This is a genomic window from Streptomyces sp. 351MFTsu5.1 (assembly GCF_000383655.1).
GTDB lineage: Bacteria > Actinomycetota > Actinomycetes > Streptomycetales > Streptomycetaceae > Streptomyces > Streptomyces griseorubiginosus.
On sequence record NZ_KB911783.1, the window covers coordinates 89487 to 103485 of the forward strand.

Annotated in this window: 12 protein-coding genes; 8 read left to right on the forward strand and 4 right to left on the reverse strand. The window is 70.1% G+C overall.

Annotation, left to right across the window (positions count from 1 at the left end; all coding sequences use genetic code 11):
* The first annotated feature begins 96 nt into the window (after nt 1-96).
* From H295_RS0121295 to H295_RS0121305, 3 genes are all read left to right on the forward strand, one after another.
* Nucleotides 97-522: a YciI family protein gene (locus tag H295_RS0121295; RefSeq protein ID WP_020137375.1), complete on the forward strand. Its 426-nt coding sequence runs from the start codon at nt 97-99 to the stop codon at nt 520-522.
* A 16-nt stretch (nt 523-538) separates the two neighbouring features.
* Nucleotides 539-1684: an RNA polymerase sigma factor gene (locus H295_RS0121300; RefSeq protein ID WP_028809591.1), complete on the forward strand. Its 1146-nt coding sequence runs from the start codon at nt 539-541 to the stop codon at nt 1682-1684.
* A gap of 72 nt (nt 1685-1756) precedes the next feature.
* Entirely contained in the window at nt 1757-3991 is a 2235-nt protein-coding gene (locus H295_RS0121305; protein WP_020137377.1) for a protein kinase domain-containing protein, read from the forward strand.
* A 21-nt stretch (nt 3992-4012) separates the two neighbouring features.
* Here H295_RS0121305 and nadA read toward each other — a convergent pair whose 3' ends face one another.
* Entirely contained in the window at nt 4013-5197 is a 1185-nt protein-coding gene (gene nadA / locus H295_RS0121310) for a quinolinate synthase NadA (RefSeq protein ID WP_028809592.1), read from the reverse strand.
* A 265-nt stretch (nt 5198-5462) separates the two neighbouring features.
* Here nadA and H295_RS0121315 point away from each other — a divergent pair, with 265 nt between their 5' ends.
* Nucleotides 5463-5819, forward strand: coding sequence for an iron-sulfur cluster assembly accessory protein (locus H295_RS0121315; protein ID WP_020137379.1), 357 nt, complete (start codon nt 5463-5465; stop codon nt 5817-5819).
* Between the two features lie 104 nt (nt 5820-5923).
* On the opposite strand, the gene H295_RS0121320 is transcribed toward H295_RS0121315, so the two are convergent.
* Together H295_RS0121320 and H295_RS0121325 are read right to left on the reverse strand one after the other, a co-directional pair.
* Nucleotides 5924-7774 (reverse strand): hypothetical protein, encoded by a 1851-nt coding sequence (locus tag H295_RS0121320; protein WP_020137380.1) that lies wholly within the window; start codon nt 7772-7774, stop codon nt 5924-5926.
* A 164-nt stretch (nt 7775-7938) separates the two neighbouring features.
* A complete protein-coding gene (locus H295_RS0121325; protein WP_020137381.1) occupies nt 7939-8148 on the reverse strand; it encodes a hypothetical protein in 210 nt (69 codons plus the stop codon).
* A gap of 151 nt (nt 8149-8299) precedes the next feature.
* Between H295_RS0121325 and H295_RS0121330 the strand changes: the two genes are divergently transcribed.
* On the forward strand, nt 8300-9274 hold the full coding sequence (locus tag H295_RS0121330; RefSeq protein WP_020137382.1) for a carbohydrate kinase family protein: 975 nt from the start codon (nt 8300-8302) through the stop codon (nt 9272-9274).
* A gap of 4 nt (nt 9275-9278) precedes the next feature.
* On the opposite strand, the gene H295_RS0121335 is transcribed toward H295_RS0121330, so the two are convergent.
* The gene (locus H295_RS0121335) at nt 9279-10640 is read right to left on the reverse strand and encodes a cysteine desulfurase/sulfurtransferase TusA family protein (protein ID WP_028809593.1); all 1362 of its coding nucleotides are present in this window, start codon (nt 10638-10640) and stop codon (nt 9279-9281) included.
* A 246-nt stretch (nt 10641-10886) separates the two neighbouring features.
* On the opposite strand from H295_RS0121335, the gene coxB reads away from it, so the two are divergent.
* From coxB to H295_RS0121350, 3 genes are read left to right on the forward strand one after another with little or no spacing between them, the layout of a single operon-like run.
* Nucleotides 10887-11846, forward strand: a complete 960-nt coding sequence (coxB, locus tag H295_RS0121340) for a cytochrome c oxidase subunit II (protein ID WP_028809594.1) — start codon at nt 10887-10889, stop codon at nt 11844-11846.
* The gene (gene ctaD, locus H295_RS0121345) at nt 11843-13579 is read left to right on the forward strand and encodes a cytochrome c oxidase subunit I (protein ID WP_020137385.1); all 1737 of its coding nucleotides are present in this window, start codon (nt 11843-11845) and stop codon (nt 13577-13579) included. The genes coxB and ctaD overlap by 4 nt, the downstream gene beginning before the upstream one ends.
* Nucleotides 13576-13974: a cytochrome c oxidase subunit 4 gene (locus H295_RS0121350; protein WP_020137386.1), complete on the forward strand. Its 399-nt coding sequence runs from the start codon at nt 13576-13578 to the stop codon at nt 13972-13974. The genes ctaD and H295_RS0121350 overlap by 4 nt, the downstream gene beginning before the upstream one ends.
* The last annotated feature ends 25 nt before the right edge of the window (nt 13975-13999 follow it).

Here is a 13999-nt window from a genome sequence, read left to right on the forward strand (position 1 = left end):
AGAAAATCCCCCGGCGATGTCGAGAACCCGCGTCCCGCTCCGTCCCCGTGGTGAGAGCGGCCAGAATGGGCCGCATCGGGACCGAGGAGAGACATCATGGCCAAGTACCTGCTGCTCAAGCACTACCGCGGCGCCCCGGCTCCGGCCAACGACGTCCCCATGGAGAAGTGGACGCCCGAGGAGATCTCCGCGCACGTGCAGTACATGCGGGACTTCGCGGAGCGGCTGGAGAAGAGCGGGGAGTTCGTCGACGGCCAGGCGCTCGCCCCCGAGGGGACGTGGGTGCGCTACGACGGCGAGGGGCGCCCGCCCGTCACCGACGGACCGTTCGCCGAGACCAAGGACCTCATCGCCGGGTGGATGGTGATCGACGTCGACACCTACGAGCGGGCCCTCGAACTCGCCGGCGAGCTGTCGGCCGCCCCCGGCGCCGGCGGCAAGCCGATCCACGAGTGGCTGGAGCTGCGCCCCTTCTACGCGACCTCGCCCACCGCCACCGACGACTGCCACGCCGGCGGCTGAGACGACTGCCGTGCCCGTGGACGAGGTTCTGCTCAGAAGCCTCACGCCGGGCGTCCTGACGATCCTCGTCCGCCGCGGAGCCGACTTCGCGGCGGCCGAGGACGCCGTCCAGGACGCGCTCGTCGAGGCCGTGCGGGTCTGGCCGGCCGACCCGCCGCGGGACCCCAAGGGCTGGCTGGTCACGGTCGCCTGGCGCAAGTTCCTCGACGCCACCCGCGCGGACACCGCACGCCGCCGGCGGGAGGACCGGGTCGAGGAGGAACCGGCGCCCGGCCCGGCGTCCGCCGTGGACGACACGCTCCAGCTGTACTTCCTGTGCGCCCATCCCTCGCTGACCCCGTCCTCCGCCGTCGCGCTCACCCTGCGGGCCGTCGGCGGACTCACCACCCGCCAGATCGCCCAGGCCTGTCTGGTCCCCGAGGCGACCATGGCCCAGCGCATCAGCCGGGCCAAGCGGACCGTGTCCGGTGTGCGCTTCGACCAGCCCGGCGACGTGGCCACCGTGCTGCGCGTGCTCTACCTGGTCTTCAACGAGGGCTACTCCGGCGACCTCGACCTGGCCGCCGAGGCCATCCGCCTCACGCGGCAGCTCTTCGCGGCCTTCGACCACCCGGAGGTCGCGGGCCTGCTCGCGCTGATGCTGCTCCACCACGCCCGTCGCGCCTCCCGCACCGCCCCCGACGGGGGCCTGGTACCCCTCGCCGAGCAGGACCGCACCCGCTGGGACACCACGGCGATCGCCGAGGGCGTACGGATCCTCCAGGGCGCCCTGTCCCGCGACCGGCTGGGCGAGTTCCAGGCCCAGGCCGCCATCGCCGCCCTGCACGCCGACGCGCCCACCGCCGGGGAGACCGACTGGGTGCAGATCGTGGAGTGGTACGACGAACTCGCCCGCCTGACCGACAGCCCCGTCGTCCGCCTCAACCGCGCGGTCGCCGTGGGCGAGGCGGACGGCCCCCGGGCGGGCCTGGCCGCCCTCGCCGCGCTGGACGACTCCCTGCCCCGGTACGCCGCGGTCGCCGCCTACCTCCACGAACGCGACGGCGACCTCGCGACCGCGGCCCTGCTGTACGCCGAGGCCGCCCGCAAGGCCCCCAACCTCCCCGAACGCGACCACCTGACCCGCCAGGCGGCCCGGCTCAACTCCCGCGGGAGCGGGTGACCCCCGCCTGCGTCGGGGCCCGTTACCTATGCTGGGCTCGCGAACTGCTGTGCACGGGGGAAGGGGTTCGGCGTGCCGCTGCACAAGGACGACGTGAAATCGGTCGGCGGGTACAAGCTGGTCGACCGGCTCGGGTCCGGGGGAATGGGCGTCGTCTACCGGGGCAGATCCCGCTCCGGGCGCGAGGTCGCGGTGAAGGTCGTGCACGCCCAGTACGCCGAGGACCCCGTGTTCCGCACCCGCTTCCGCCAGGAGATCGAGGCCGTCCGCAAGGTGAGCGGCGCGTTCACCGCCCCGGTGGTGGACGCCGATCCCGAGGCGGTACGGCCCTGGATGGCCACCCAGTACGTGCCCGGCCTCTCCCTCGCCGACCGGATCCGCGAGCGGGGCGCCCTCAGGGACACCGAACTGCGGCAGCTGGCCCTCGGGTTGGTGGAGGCGCTGCGGGACATCCACCGGGCCGGGGTCGTGCACCGCGACCTCAAGCCGGCCAACGTCCTGCTGGCCGAGGACGGCCCCCGCGTCATCGACTTCGGCATCTCCCGCGCCGCCGAGAACCACAACACCCTCACCGAGACCGGCCAGATGATCGGCACCCCGCCCTTCATGTCCCCGGAACAGCTCACCGACGCCCGCACGGTCGGCCCGGCCTCGGACGTCTTCGCACTTGGCGCGCTGCTGGTGTTCTCGGCCACCGGGCGAGGGCCCTTCGACGCCGACAGCCCCTATCTGACCGCCTTCCGGGTCGTCCATGACGCACCCGTCCTCGACGGCGTGGCACCGCCGCTGCGCGCGATCCTGGAGCGCTGTCTGACCAAGGAGGCCGCGCACCGCCCCGAACTCGACGAGCTGGCCAAGGAGTTCGCCGACACCCTGCCCGAGGCCGACGCCTCGGACACCATGACGCTTCGCAGAGAGGCGCCGCGGATCGTGGAGGAGACGTCCGGCGGGCTCGGCCCGGCAGACGTGCGGGAGTCGCCGGCACGGACCCGCCGCGGCCGACGGGTCCGCCCGCTGCTGGTGACGGCCGGCACGGCGGGCGCGGTGGCCCTCGGTCTGCTCTGGTACATCACCATCGGGCCGGGCTTCCCCGACGGTTCCGCGTCCGGGAGTTCCTCGGCCGGGGCATCCAGATGGGCGGCTGTACCCGCCGGCTGGCAGCCCTGGCAGACGACCGTGGGCAAGACGGCACCGCGGGGCGAGACCAAGCCATTGGGAGGCATCGGCAGAACCCCGGGCGAGGTGATCTGCCAGAGGTACGAGGACGCGGTCTACTGCGCGGGGACCGAGGTTCTGCCGGTGCGCCTGGACGGCCGTACGGGGAAAACGGTCTGGCGCTCCTCCCTCGCGTCCGCCGACGCCGGCAAGACCATGAAGAACGAATTCACGCTCCTCGGAGTGCAGGACGGTGCGGTGATCGTCCGTCATCTCGCCCGTCCTGACGACGCCACGGACAGCACCATCACCGTCGTCGCCATCGACGTGGACAGCGGCGATCAGCGGTGGGTCCGCCCGGTCAACGACACGAGCGTCGACACGGCCATGTCCGGCGGCCTCGTCCTGACCACCGACAGGAGCGGGCGGCTGGTGACGGCCCGCGACCCGCGCAGCGGCGCCGACCGGTGGACCGTGCAGATGCCCGCCCACCGCTACTGCATGTTCCCGACGGCCGGCTCGGGCCTGTACGCGCACTGCGTGCCGACCGACGGGAGCAAGGAGTCCCAGGTCCTGGTGCTGAACCGGAACGACGGCTCGGTCGCCCGGCGCCTGAAGGTTCCCGCTCAGAGCGGTCTGCTTGGCGTCGTGGACGGCCGACTGGCCTTCGTCGTCGGGGGCACCGGCACCACGACGATGCTCCAGAACCTGACGTTCGACACGATCCTGCTGGTCGACCCGGCCACCGGCGCCGCTTCCCTCACGAAGCTGGCGAAGACGTACGAGGGCTCGGTGGCCCTGGCCGCCGACACCCTGTGGATCGCCGGGCCGAGCGGCCAGGTGTCCGCCGTGTCCCCGCTGACCGGCACGGATCTGTGGCAGACCCGGACCGGCGCCGAGGGCTCGGGCCGGCCGACGTACGACGCCCGGACCCGCACCGTGTACATCGTCAGCATCAGCGGCCGGGTCGCGGCCCTCGACGCCCGCAAGGGCATGCTCCTGTGGGAGACCGGTGCGTACGCCGAGCAGCTCGCGAGCGGAGAGGTGACCAAGTCCGGGGTGCAGCCGTACGGCGGCGCGCTGATCGCGAACACCCCCGACGGCACCGTCTTCAGCCTCGACCCGGCCCACCCCGGGCGGAACCCGGGGTGAGCCCGTGGCGGGCGGGCACCGCTACGGCAGCGCCAGCATCCGCTCCAGTGCCAGCTTCGCGAACCTCTCCGTCTCGCGGTCGACCTCGATCCGGTTGACCAGCTTGCCCTCGGCCAGCGACTCCAGGGTCCAGACCAGGTGGGGCAGGTCGATGCGGTTCATGGTCGAGCAGAAGCAGACCGTCTTGTCCAGGAAGACGATCTCCTTGCCCTCGGGGGCGAAACGGTTCGCGAGCCGGCGTACGAGATTGAGCTCGGTGCCGATGGCCCACTTCGAGCCGGCCGGGGCCGCCTCCAGCGCCTTGATGATGTACTCGGTCGAGCCGACGTAGTCCGCCGCGGCGACGACCTCGTGCTTGCACTCGGGGTGCACCAGGACGTTCACCCCGGGGATGCGGGCGCGGACGTCCTCGACCGACTCCAGCGAGAAGCGGCCGTGGACCGAGCAGTGCCCGCGCCACAGGATCATCTTCGCGTCCCGCAGCTGCTCGACGGTCAGACCGCCGTTCGGCTTGTGGGGGTTGTAGACGACGCAGTCCTCCAGGGACATGCCCAGGTCGCGGACCGCGGTGTTGCGGCCGAGGTGCTGGTCGGGGAGGAACAGGACCTTCTCGCCGTGCTCGAAGGCCCAGTTCAGGGCCCGCTCGGCGTTCGACGAGGTGCAGATCAGGCCGCCGTGCTTGCCCGTGAACGCCTTGATGTCCGCCGAGGAGTTCATGTACGACACCGGCACGACCTGCTCGGCGATGCCCGCGTCGGTCAGCACGTCCCAGCACTCGGCGACCTGCTCGGCCGTCGCCATGTCGGCCATCGAACAGCCGGCCGCGAGGTCGGGCAGGACGACCTTCTGGTCGTCGGAGGTGAGGATGTCCGCCGACTCGGCCATGAAGTGCACACCGCAGAAGACGATGTACTCGGCCTCCGGGCGGGCGGCCGCGTCCCGGGCCAGCTTGAAGGAGTCGCCCGTGACGTCGGCGAACTGGATGACCTCGTCACGCTGGTAGTGGTGGCCGAGGACGAACACCTTCTCGCCGAGCTTCTCCTTGGCCGCGCGGGCGCGCTCGACCAGGTCGGGGTCGGACGGAGACGGCAGGTCGCCGGGGCACTCGACGCCCCGCTCGCTCTTCGGGTCGGCCTCGCGGCCGAGCAGCAACAGGGCGAGCGGAGTCGGCTGTACGTCGAGCTCCGTGGTCTGGGCGGTGGTCACGACACGCACCCTTTCTACTTTTCGTCGAACTGACGTTATCTATCATAACCCGGTTCACGTCACTTTGACGATGGTCATTGCGTCGATGTGACGTGAATCCCGAAACGGGGCTCGTGGGGCCCGGACGCGGCATTTTCTGCTCACCGCGGCATGTGCGAGCATGAAGAAGGCGCCGAAAATCCGGCGTCCGGCCCGGAATGAATCCGCGGCCTTGCCGGTTGCACCAGTCGGCAAGCAGTCTCCGTACAACCCGGGAGAGATGTAGATGTCCGTATCGGACGAGACCGGCACCGTCACCGACGGCATCATTCTGTCCGACGCCGCCGCGGCGAAGGTCAAGGCCCTGCTCGACCAGGAAGGCCGTGACGACCTGGCCCTGCGCGTCGCCGTCCAGCCCGGCGGCTGCTCCGGCCTGCGTTACCAGCTCTTCTTCGACGAGCGCTCGCTCGACGGCGACGTGGTCAAGGACTTCGGCGGCGTCAAGGTCGTCACCGACCGTATGAGCGCCCCGTACCTGGGCGGCGCGTCCATCGACTTCGTGGACACCATCGAGAAGCAGGGCTTCACGATCGACAACCCGAACGCCACCGGCTCCTGCGCCTGCGGCGACTCCTTCAGCTAGGCCGCACGGGCTTCGGCTGAGACACACGTCGACACGCGTCGACACACGTCGTACGAAAGGCGGCGGCCCCCCACAAGGGGCCGCCGCCTTTCACGTGTTCGGCGTCACCTGGCCCCGGAGGCCCCCGACAGCCGCGCCCCGGCCTTCGTCAGCGGGATCTGCTTGCCGTCCGTGCCCACGACCTCACGGTCGCCGAGCGGTTCGTCCAGGGTCACCGTCTTCTGGATCTCCTTGGCGATCATGATGCAGACCTTGTCCCGCCAGGGCCTGGCCGTCACCTTGACCTTCACCTCGCCCGAACTCTCGCTCGCCGACGCCGAGTAGTCCGCGCAGACCCCGCCCGTGAAGCTCACGGTCAGCTCGTCGCCCTCGGCCGTGTAACCGTCGATCTTGACGTCCCGCGTCTTCGGCGCGGAGGTGGGCTCGTCCGAGGGAGCCGTGGGGGTGGGCGTCGCGGTCGCGGGGGCGGCGATGTACTTCGGGTCGACCGCCGGATACGTCACCGTGAAGGCCTTCTCGGCCCCTGCCGGCCGCACCTCGAACAGCCAGGACGGCACCAGCGCCTGCCGACCCCCCACGAAGTGCGAGGCCAGCCCGAACACCGCCTTGTCCACGGTGAGCGTGTCGCCCGCCGGGCTCGCCGTCGACTGCCCGCACGGCGCTTCGAAACGGTCCTTCAGCGGTACGGGGCTGGCGCAGCCGCCGATGCCCATGCGGGGGCCGGTCGCCGGCACCTTGTTCAGCAGGCCGAGCGTCTTCTCGGCGCTCAGCACCGGGTACGTGTCGCTCTTCACCGGCGCCTTCAGCTGCCCGGCGCCGCTGACCACCTCACCCTGCGCGTTCACGGTGACGCCGGTGGCCCAGCCGTACGTGGGCAGCCCGCCCACCACCGGATCGGCGTTCACCACCCGCTGGGCGCCGATGACCTGGCTCGTGTCGAGCTTCGCGCCGCCCTGACCGACCGCCTTCAGCACCGGCGCGGCGGCCTTCACGGCGGCGGCCGCGCTCACCGGATCGTCGTCGGCGTCGGCGCCGGGCTTCGCCCCGCACACGGTGGCGCTGTCGCAGTAGTCGATGACGGGGGAGTAGCGCTGGAAGTTCCACGCGCCCGGCGCCTGCCGGTTCACCTGGAGACTCGGCCCCGAGCCGTCCGCGGCCCCGATCCGCCAGACCTGCCCCTGCGCCACCGGCTTCCCGCTCACCCCGAGCGCCCCGGCGAGCCGCGTCACGTCGTCCTCGGTGACCTGCCCCTGGAGCCGGTACACCGGCGCGGACGCGGGCCCCTCGGGAAGGCTCCCGGCCACCCGATAGGTCGCGCCGTACGGATTCGGCTCGCCCGGAGCGATCCCGTTCCCCGTTCCGCCGCCCCCGCCGTAACCGTCGAGCGCGAGAGGCGGCGGGGTGTCGTCCCCGGCCGCACCGGAGGTGGCTCCCTCACTGGACCCGCCGGAGGTACTGGCGGCGAGATACGCCCCGCCCCCGCCCACCAGCAGTACGGCGGCGGCGACGGCGGCGATGGCGACGGGGGAGCGGAACCGACCCGGGCGCGGGGCGCCGGTCTCCTCGTCACGGGGGACCTCGGAGTCGGGGAGGAGAGCGGGCTCCTCCGGAGCGGCGTCGGCGTCGGCCTCGGGAGCGGGCGTGGAGTGCTCGGGCTCGGGCTCGTCAGCGGATGCGGCCGCGGAGGCCGTGAGCTCGTCGGACGCCGGGGGCTCGTCGTCCTCAGCGGATGCCTTACCGGATGCCTCGCCGTCCGAGGCCTCGCTCGTGTCGTCGTCGGTGACGTCCTCGGACGACTCCGCCGAGCCCTGCACGTCGGTGATCTCCCCGTCGACCGGACCCGCGGAACCCCGCTCCTCCTCGGCGTTCCTCGCCTCCTCGGCGCCCTGGGCTTCCACAGCCTTCCCGTCCCCGCCGCCCAAGGCCTCGCCGTTGTCGGGTCGCTCGGTGTTCACCGCATCGCTCCTTCTGCCGCGCAACTGTCCCTCGACCCTGACCAGACCCTGTCAAAAAGGTCGATGAACGGGTCGTATGCCGCATCCCCTTTCCGGGGGACGGCGATGGGACGCAGCGGGGGAGCGCGCGGTTCCCTCGAACGCGCCGACTCGCGCCCCGTGGCTCAGTCGCCGTACTCCGACATCGCCTCCAGCAGCCGGGCCGAGCCCTCGGGGACCGTCACGCCGTGGATCAGGGAGGGGGAGACCGGGAGGGAGACGATCCGGTCCGGGGCTGCCCAGTGCGGAGCCATCCGGGCGCAGTCGCCCAGCAGCGAGGCGAGACCGGCTTCCAGGTCGGCCGGGGCGGGGGCGTACAGCTCAACGTTGGTCATGACCGAACCGTAAGCACCCCGGAGCCTGCGAAGAAAGATCTACTATCGGGTAGTTTTACCTGCTTCACCGTGCCGCCGTTCGCCTCGCAGTACTCCATACGGACCGGATAGCGTTAACCGTCAACACACCCTTCCTCTGGAGAGCCTCGCCGTGCGTATCGCAGTCACCGGCTCCATCGCCACCGACCACCTCATGACCTTCCCCGGCCGCTTCGCCGACCAGTTCGTCGCGGACCAGCTGCACACGGTCTCGCTCTCCTTCCTGGTCGACAACCTCGACGTCCGCAGGGGCGGCGTCGGCGCGAACATCGCCTTCGGCATGGGTCAGCTCGGCACCGCGCCGATCCTCGTCGGCGCCGCGGGCTTCGACTTCGACGAGTACCGGGCCTGGCTCGACCGGCACGGCGTCGACACCGCGTCCGTCCGGATCTCCGAGACCCTGCACACGGCCCGCTTCGTGTGCACCACCGACGCCGACCACAACCAGATCGGCTCCTTCTACACGGGCGCGATGAGCGAGGCCCGCCAGATCGAGCTCAAGACGGTCGCCGACCGCGTGGACGGCCTCGACCTGGTCCTCATCGGCGCCGACGACCCCGAGGCGATGCTCCGCCACACCGAGGAGTGCAGGTCGCGTGGGATCCCGTTCGCCGCGGACTTCTCCCAGCAGATCGCCCGGATGAACGGCGACGAGATCCGCATCCTGCTCGACGGGGCCACCTACCTCTTCTCCAACGAGTACGAGAAGGGGCTCATCGAGTCCAAGACGGGCTGGTCCGACGCGGAGATCCTGGCCAAGGTGGGCCACCGGGTCACGACGCTCGGCGCCCAGGGCGTGAAGGTCGAGAAGGCCGGCGAGGAGCCCATCGTCGTCGGCTGCGCGGAGGAGGAGCGCAAGGCGGACCCCACGGGCGTCGGCGACGCCTTCCGCGCGGGCTTCCTGTCGGGCCTGTCCTGGGGTGTCTCGCTGGAGCGCGCGGCCCAGGTCGGCTGCATGCTGGCGACCCTCGTCATCGAGACGGTCGGGACCCAGGAGTACCGGCTGCGGCGCGGCGCCTTCCTGGAGCGGTTCACCAAGGCGTACGGCGACGAGGCGGCCGAAGAGGTCCGCACGCACCTCAAGTGACCGGCTAGGAGATCCGGCGGACCACGTACGCGGAACCCTGGTCCGCCGGCTCCTCGCCCACGTACTCCTGCTCCCGCATCTCGCACCACGCCGGGATGTCCAGGCGGGCCGCCTCGTCGTCCGACAGGACCCGGACGGTCCCGCCCACCGGCACGTCCCCGATCACCTTCGCCAGCTCGATGACCGGGATCGGGCACCGCTTCCCGAGGGCGTCCACGACCAGCACGTCCTCACGCACGGCCACCGCGGGTGCGGGTGCGCCGAGCTTCTCCCGGACCCGTGCCACCGCATCCGGCAGCACCTCCAGGAACCGGTCCACCTCCTCGGAGACCGCCCCGAACGGCAACGACACCCGCACATTCCCCTCACTCAGCACCCCCATCGCCTTCAGCACATGGCTGGGCGTCAGCGTGCTGCTGGTGCAGGACGATCCGGACGAGACGGAGAAACCCTCCCGGTCCAGCTCGTGCAGCAAGGTCTCCCCATCGACATAGAGACAGGAGAACGTGACGATTCCCGGCAGCCGCCGCTCCGGATCCCCGACCACCTCCACGTCGGCGACCAGCTGAGGCACCCGCGCCCGGATCCGCTCCGTCAGCTCCCGCAGCCGTACCGCCTCTTGTGCCGCCTCGGCCCGCACCGCCCGCAGCGAGGCCGCCGCCGCGACGATCGCCGGCAGGTTCTCGAACCCGGGCGCCCGCCCGGACTCCCGCTCGTCGGCGGGCCCTTGCGGCGAGAACCGGACACCTTTCCGGACAGCGAGCAGCCCGACCCCGGAAGGGCCGCCCCACTTGTGCGCGCTGCCCGTCAGCAGGGACCAGGGCCCCTCGACCGGCCCCCACCCCAGCGACTGCGCCGCGTCCACCAGCAACGGCACACCCGCCTCCCGGCACACCTCGGCCACCTCGCCCACCGGCTGCACGGTCCCCACTTCGTGGTTGGCCGACTGAAGACACGCCAGGGCGGTGTCGGGCCGCAGGGCATCGACGTACGCCCGCGCACTGACGGCCCCCGTCCGCCCCACCGGAACCTCGGTCACGTCGAACAGCTCAGCCGAATGGAGGACGGAGGAGTGTTCGACAGCAGACACGATCAGGTGGCGTCCGACGCGCCGACGCCCGGCCAATGCGCCCGCGATCCCCTCGTGCACTGCCCGTGTGCCGGACGAGGTGAAGGTCAGCTCATCCGCCCGACACCCCACACCCTCGGCAGCGGCCTCCCGAGCGGCATCCAACAACATCCGAGCCCGCCGCCCTTCGCGATACAACCGGGACGGATCGGCCCACCCTTCATCCAGAGAGGCCAACAGCGCCTGACGGGCAACAGGGTGAAGGGGCGCACTGGAAGCGGCGTCGAAATAGGACACACGGCAACGCTAACCTCCCCAGGGGCGCGGGGAACTGCGCGATCAGCCACAAACCACCCGCAGCCGCCAATCCAGCGAACCCACCGAGTGACTAGGCACCCCTCCCGCTGAACCCCCGGAGGGCGTCGGCTAGGGTTTGGTCCGCATAAACATCCAAACCCCTGCCCGACGCAGGGCGGCGACCGACCACCGAAGAAGGCAGGCCGCAGCCAACACGCGCGGGCGAGACTCTCGGGAAGGCGCTACGTGAGTCCCAACGGCTCCGACCGCTCGCCGCGGCGCCCGATGCGGCGGAAGCTGCTGCAGGCAATGACCGCGGGCCTGGTCCTGGCGACCGCCACCGGTTGCACATACAAGGACTTCCCCCGCCTTGGCATGCCCACCCCGACCACGGAAGAGGCTCCGCGGATCCTCTCCCTCTGGCAGGGTTCCTGGGCGGCCGCGCTGGCCACCGGCGTGCTGGTGTGGGCCTTGATTCTGTGGAGTTCGATCTTCCACCGGCGCAGCCGGACCAAGGTCGAGGTTCCTCCGCAGACCCGGTACAACATGCCCATCGAGGCGCTGTACACGGTGGTTCCGCTCGTCATCGTCTCGGTCCTGTTCTACTTCACGGCCCGTGACGAGTCGAAGCTCCTCAGCCTCAAGAAGCAGCCCGACGTCACCGTCAACGTCGTCGGGTACCAGTGGAGCTGGGCGTTCAACTACATCGAGCCTGTGGCCGGCTCGACGGGCGACGCGAAGACCGACAAGAACCTGGACGCGATTCCGTCCCGGTTCAAGAACGACTTCCCGGCGAACGCCGGCGGTGTCTACGACTTCGGCACGCCCGCCACGAAGAACCCGCAGACCGGCAACCCCGGCCCGACCCTCTGGCTCCCCAAGGGCAAGACGGTCCGCTTCGTCCTCACCTCGCGTGACGTCATCCACTCCTTCTGGGTGGTGCCGTTCCTGATGAAGATGGACGTCATCCCGGGCCACACCAACTCCTTCGAGGTGACCCCCAACAAGGAGGGCACCTTCCTGGGCAAGTGCGCCGAGCTCTGCGGCGTGGACCACTCCCGGATGCTGTTCAACGTGAAGGTCGTCTCCCCGGAGCGCTACGAGCAGCACCTCAAGGACCTCGCGAAGAAGGGGCAGACCGGTTACGTTCCCGCGGGCATCGAGCAGACCGCCCACGAGAAGGACCGGGAGACGACGAACCTGTGAGCATCCTCAACGAACCCCAGGGTGCCGCCGAAGCAGGGTCCCACTACGCGGACGAACTGCCGGTCCGGCGCCAGAACCGCGGGAGCGTGGTCATCAAGTGGCTCACCACCACTGACCACAAGACGATCGGCACGATGTACCTCGCCACGTCGTTCGCGTTCTTCCTCATCGGTGGCGTGATGGCGCTCTTCATGCGCGCCGAGCTGGCCCGTCCGGGCCTGCAGATCATGTCGAACGAGCAGTTCAACCAGGCGTTCACGATGCACGGCACGATCATGCTGCTGATGTTCGCGACGCCGCTGTTCGCCGGCTTCACCAACTGGATCATGCCGCTCCAGATCGGCGCGCCCGACGTGGCGTTCCCGCGGCTGAACATGTTCGCCTACTGGCTCTACCTGTTCGGCTCGACGATCGCCGTGGGAGGCTTCCTCACCCCGCAGGGTGCGGCCGACTTCGGCTGGTTCGCCTACTCCCCGCTGTCGGACGCGGTCCGCAGCCCGGGCGTCGGCGCCGACCTGTGGATCATGGGTCTGGCCTTCTCCGGCTTCGGCACGATCCTCGGTGCGGTCAACTTCATCACCACGATCATCTGCATGCGCGCGCCCGGCATGACCATGTTCCGCATGCCGATCTTCGTGTGGAACGTGCTGCTGACCGCGGTCCTCGTCCTGCTGGCCTTCCCGGTCCTCGCCGCCGCGCTGTTCGCGCTGGAGGCGGATCGGAAGTTCGGGGCACATGTCTTCGACGCGGCCAACGGCGGAGCGTTGCTGTGGCAACACCTCTTCTGGTTCTTCGGCCACCCAGAGGTGTACATCATCGCGCTGCCGTTCTTCGGCATCATCTCCGAGGTCATCCCGGTCTTCTCCCGCAAGCCGATGTTCGGCTACATGGGCCTGATCGGCGCGACCATCGCGATCGCGGGTCTGTCCGTGACGGTGTGGGCCCACCACATGTACGTCACCGGCGGTGTGCTGCTGCCGTTCTTCTCCTTCATGACGTTCCTCATCGCCGTACCGACCGGCGTGAAGTTCTTCAACTGGATCGGAACGATGTGGAAGGGGTCCCTGAGCTTCGAGACCCCGATGCTCTGGGCCACCGGCTTCCTGATCACCTTCACCTTCGGTGGTCTGACCGGTGTCATCCTGGCCTCGCCGCCGCTGGACTTCCACGTCTCGGACTCGTACTTCGTGGTGGCGCACTTCCACTACGTCGTCTTCGGCACCGTCGTCTTCGCGATGTTCTCCGGCTTCCACTTCTGGTGGCCGAAGTTCACCGGCAAGATGCTCGACGAGCGCCTCGGCAAGATCACGTTCTGGACGCTGTTCGTCGGCTTCCACGGCACCTTCCTGGTCCAGCACTGGCTGGGCGCCGAGGGCATGCCGCGTCGCTACGCCGACTACCTGGCGGCCGACGGCTTCACCGCCCTGAACACGATCTCGACGATCAGCTCGTTCGTGCTCGGCCTGTCGATCCTGCCGTTCCTCTACAACGTGTGGAAGACGGCCAAGTACGGCAAGCCGGTCGGCGTCGACGACCCGTGGGGCTACGGCCGCTCCCTGGAGTGGGCGACCTCCTGCCCGCCGCCGCGGCACAACTTCCTCACCCTGCCGCGGATCCGCAGCGAATCCCCGGCGTTCGACCTGCACCACCCGGAGATCGCCGCTCTCGACCAGCTCGAGAACGCCGGCCACGGTGAGAAGGCTCTCTCGGGCGGCAAGGAGGCCGGCAAGTGAAGATCCAGGGACGGATGTTCATCTGGCTGAGCGTCTTCATCCTCGTCATGGCGATCGTCTATGGCGTGTGGTCGAAGGAGCCGGCCGGCACCACCGCGCTCTTCCTGGCGTTCGGCCTGTCCGTCATGATCGGCTTCTACCTCGGCTTCACGGCCAGGCGGGTGGACGCCGGTGCGCAGGACAACAAGGAGGCCGACGTCGCGGACGACGCCGGCGAGGTCGGGTTCTTCAGCCCGCACAGCTGGCAGCCGCTCGCCCTCGGCTTCGGCGGCGCCCTCGCCTTCCTGTCGGTCGCGATCGGCTGGTGGCTGCTGTACTTCTCGGTGCCGGTGATCCTGGTCGGCCTGTACGGCTGGGTCTTCGAGTACTACCGCGGTGAGAACCGCACCCAGTAGCACGAGCGGAGCTCGAAGGAGCCCG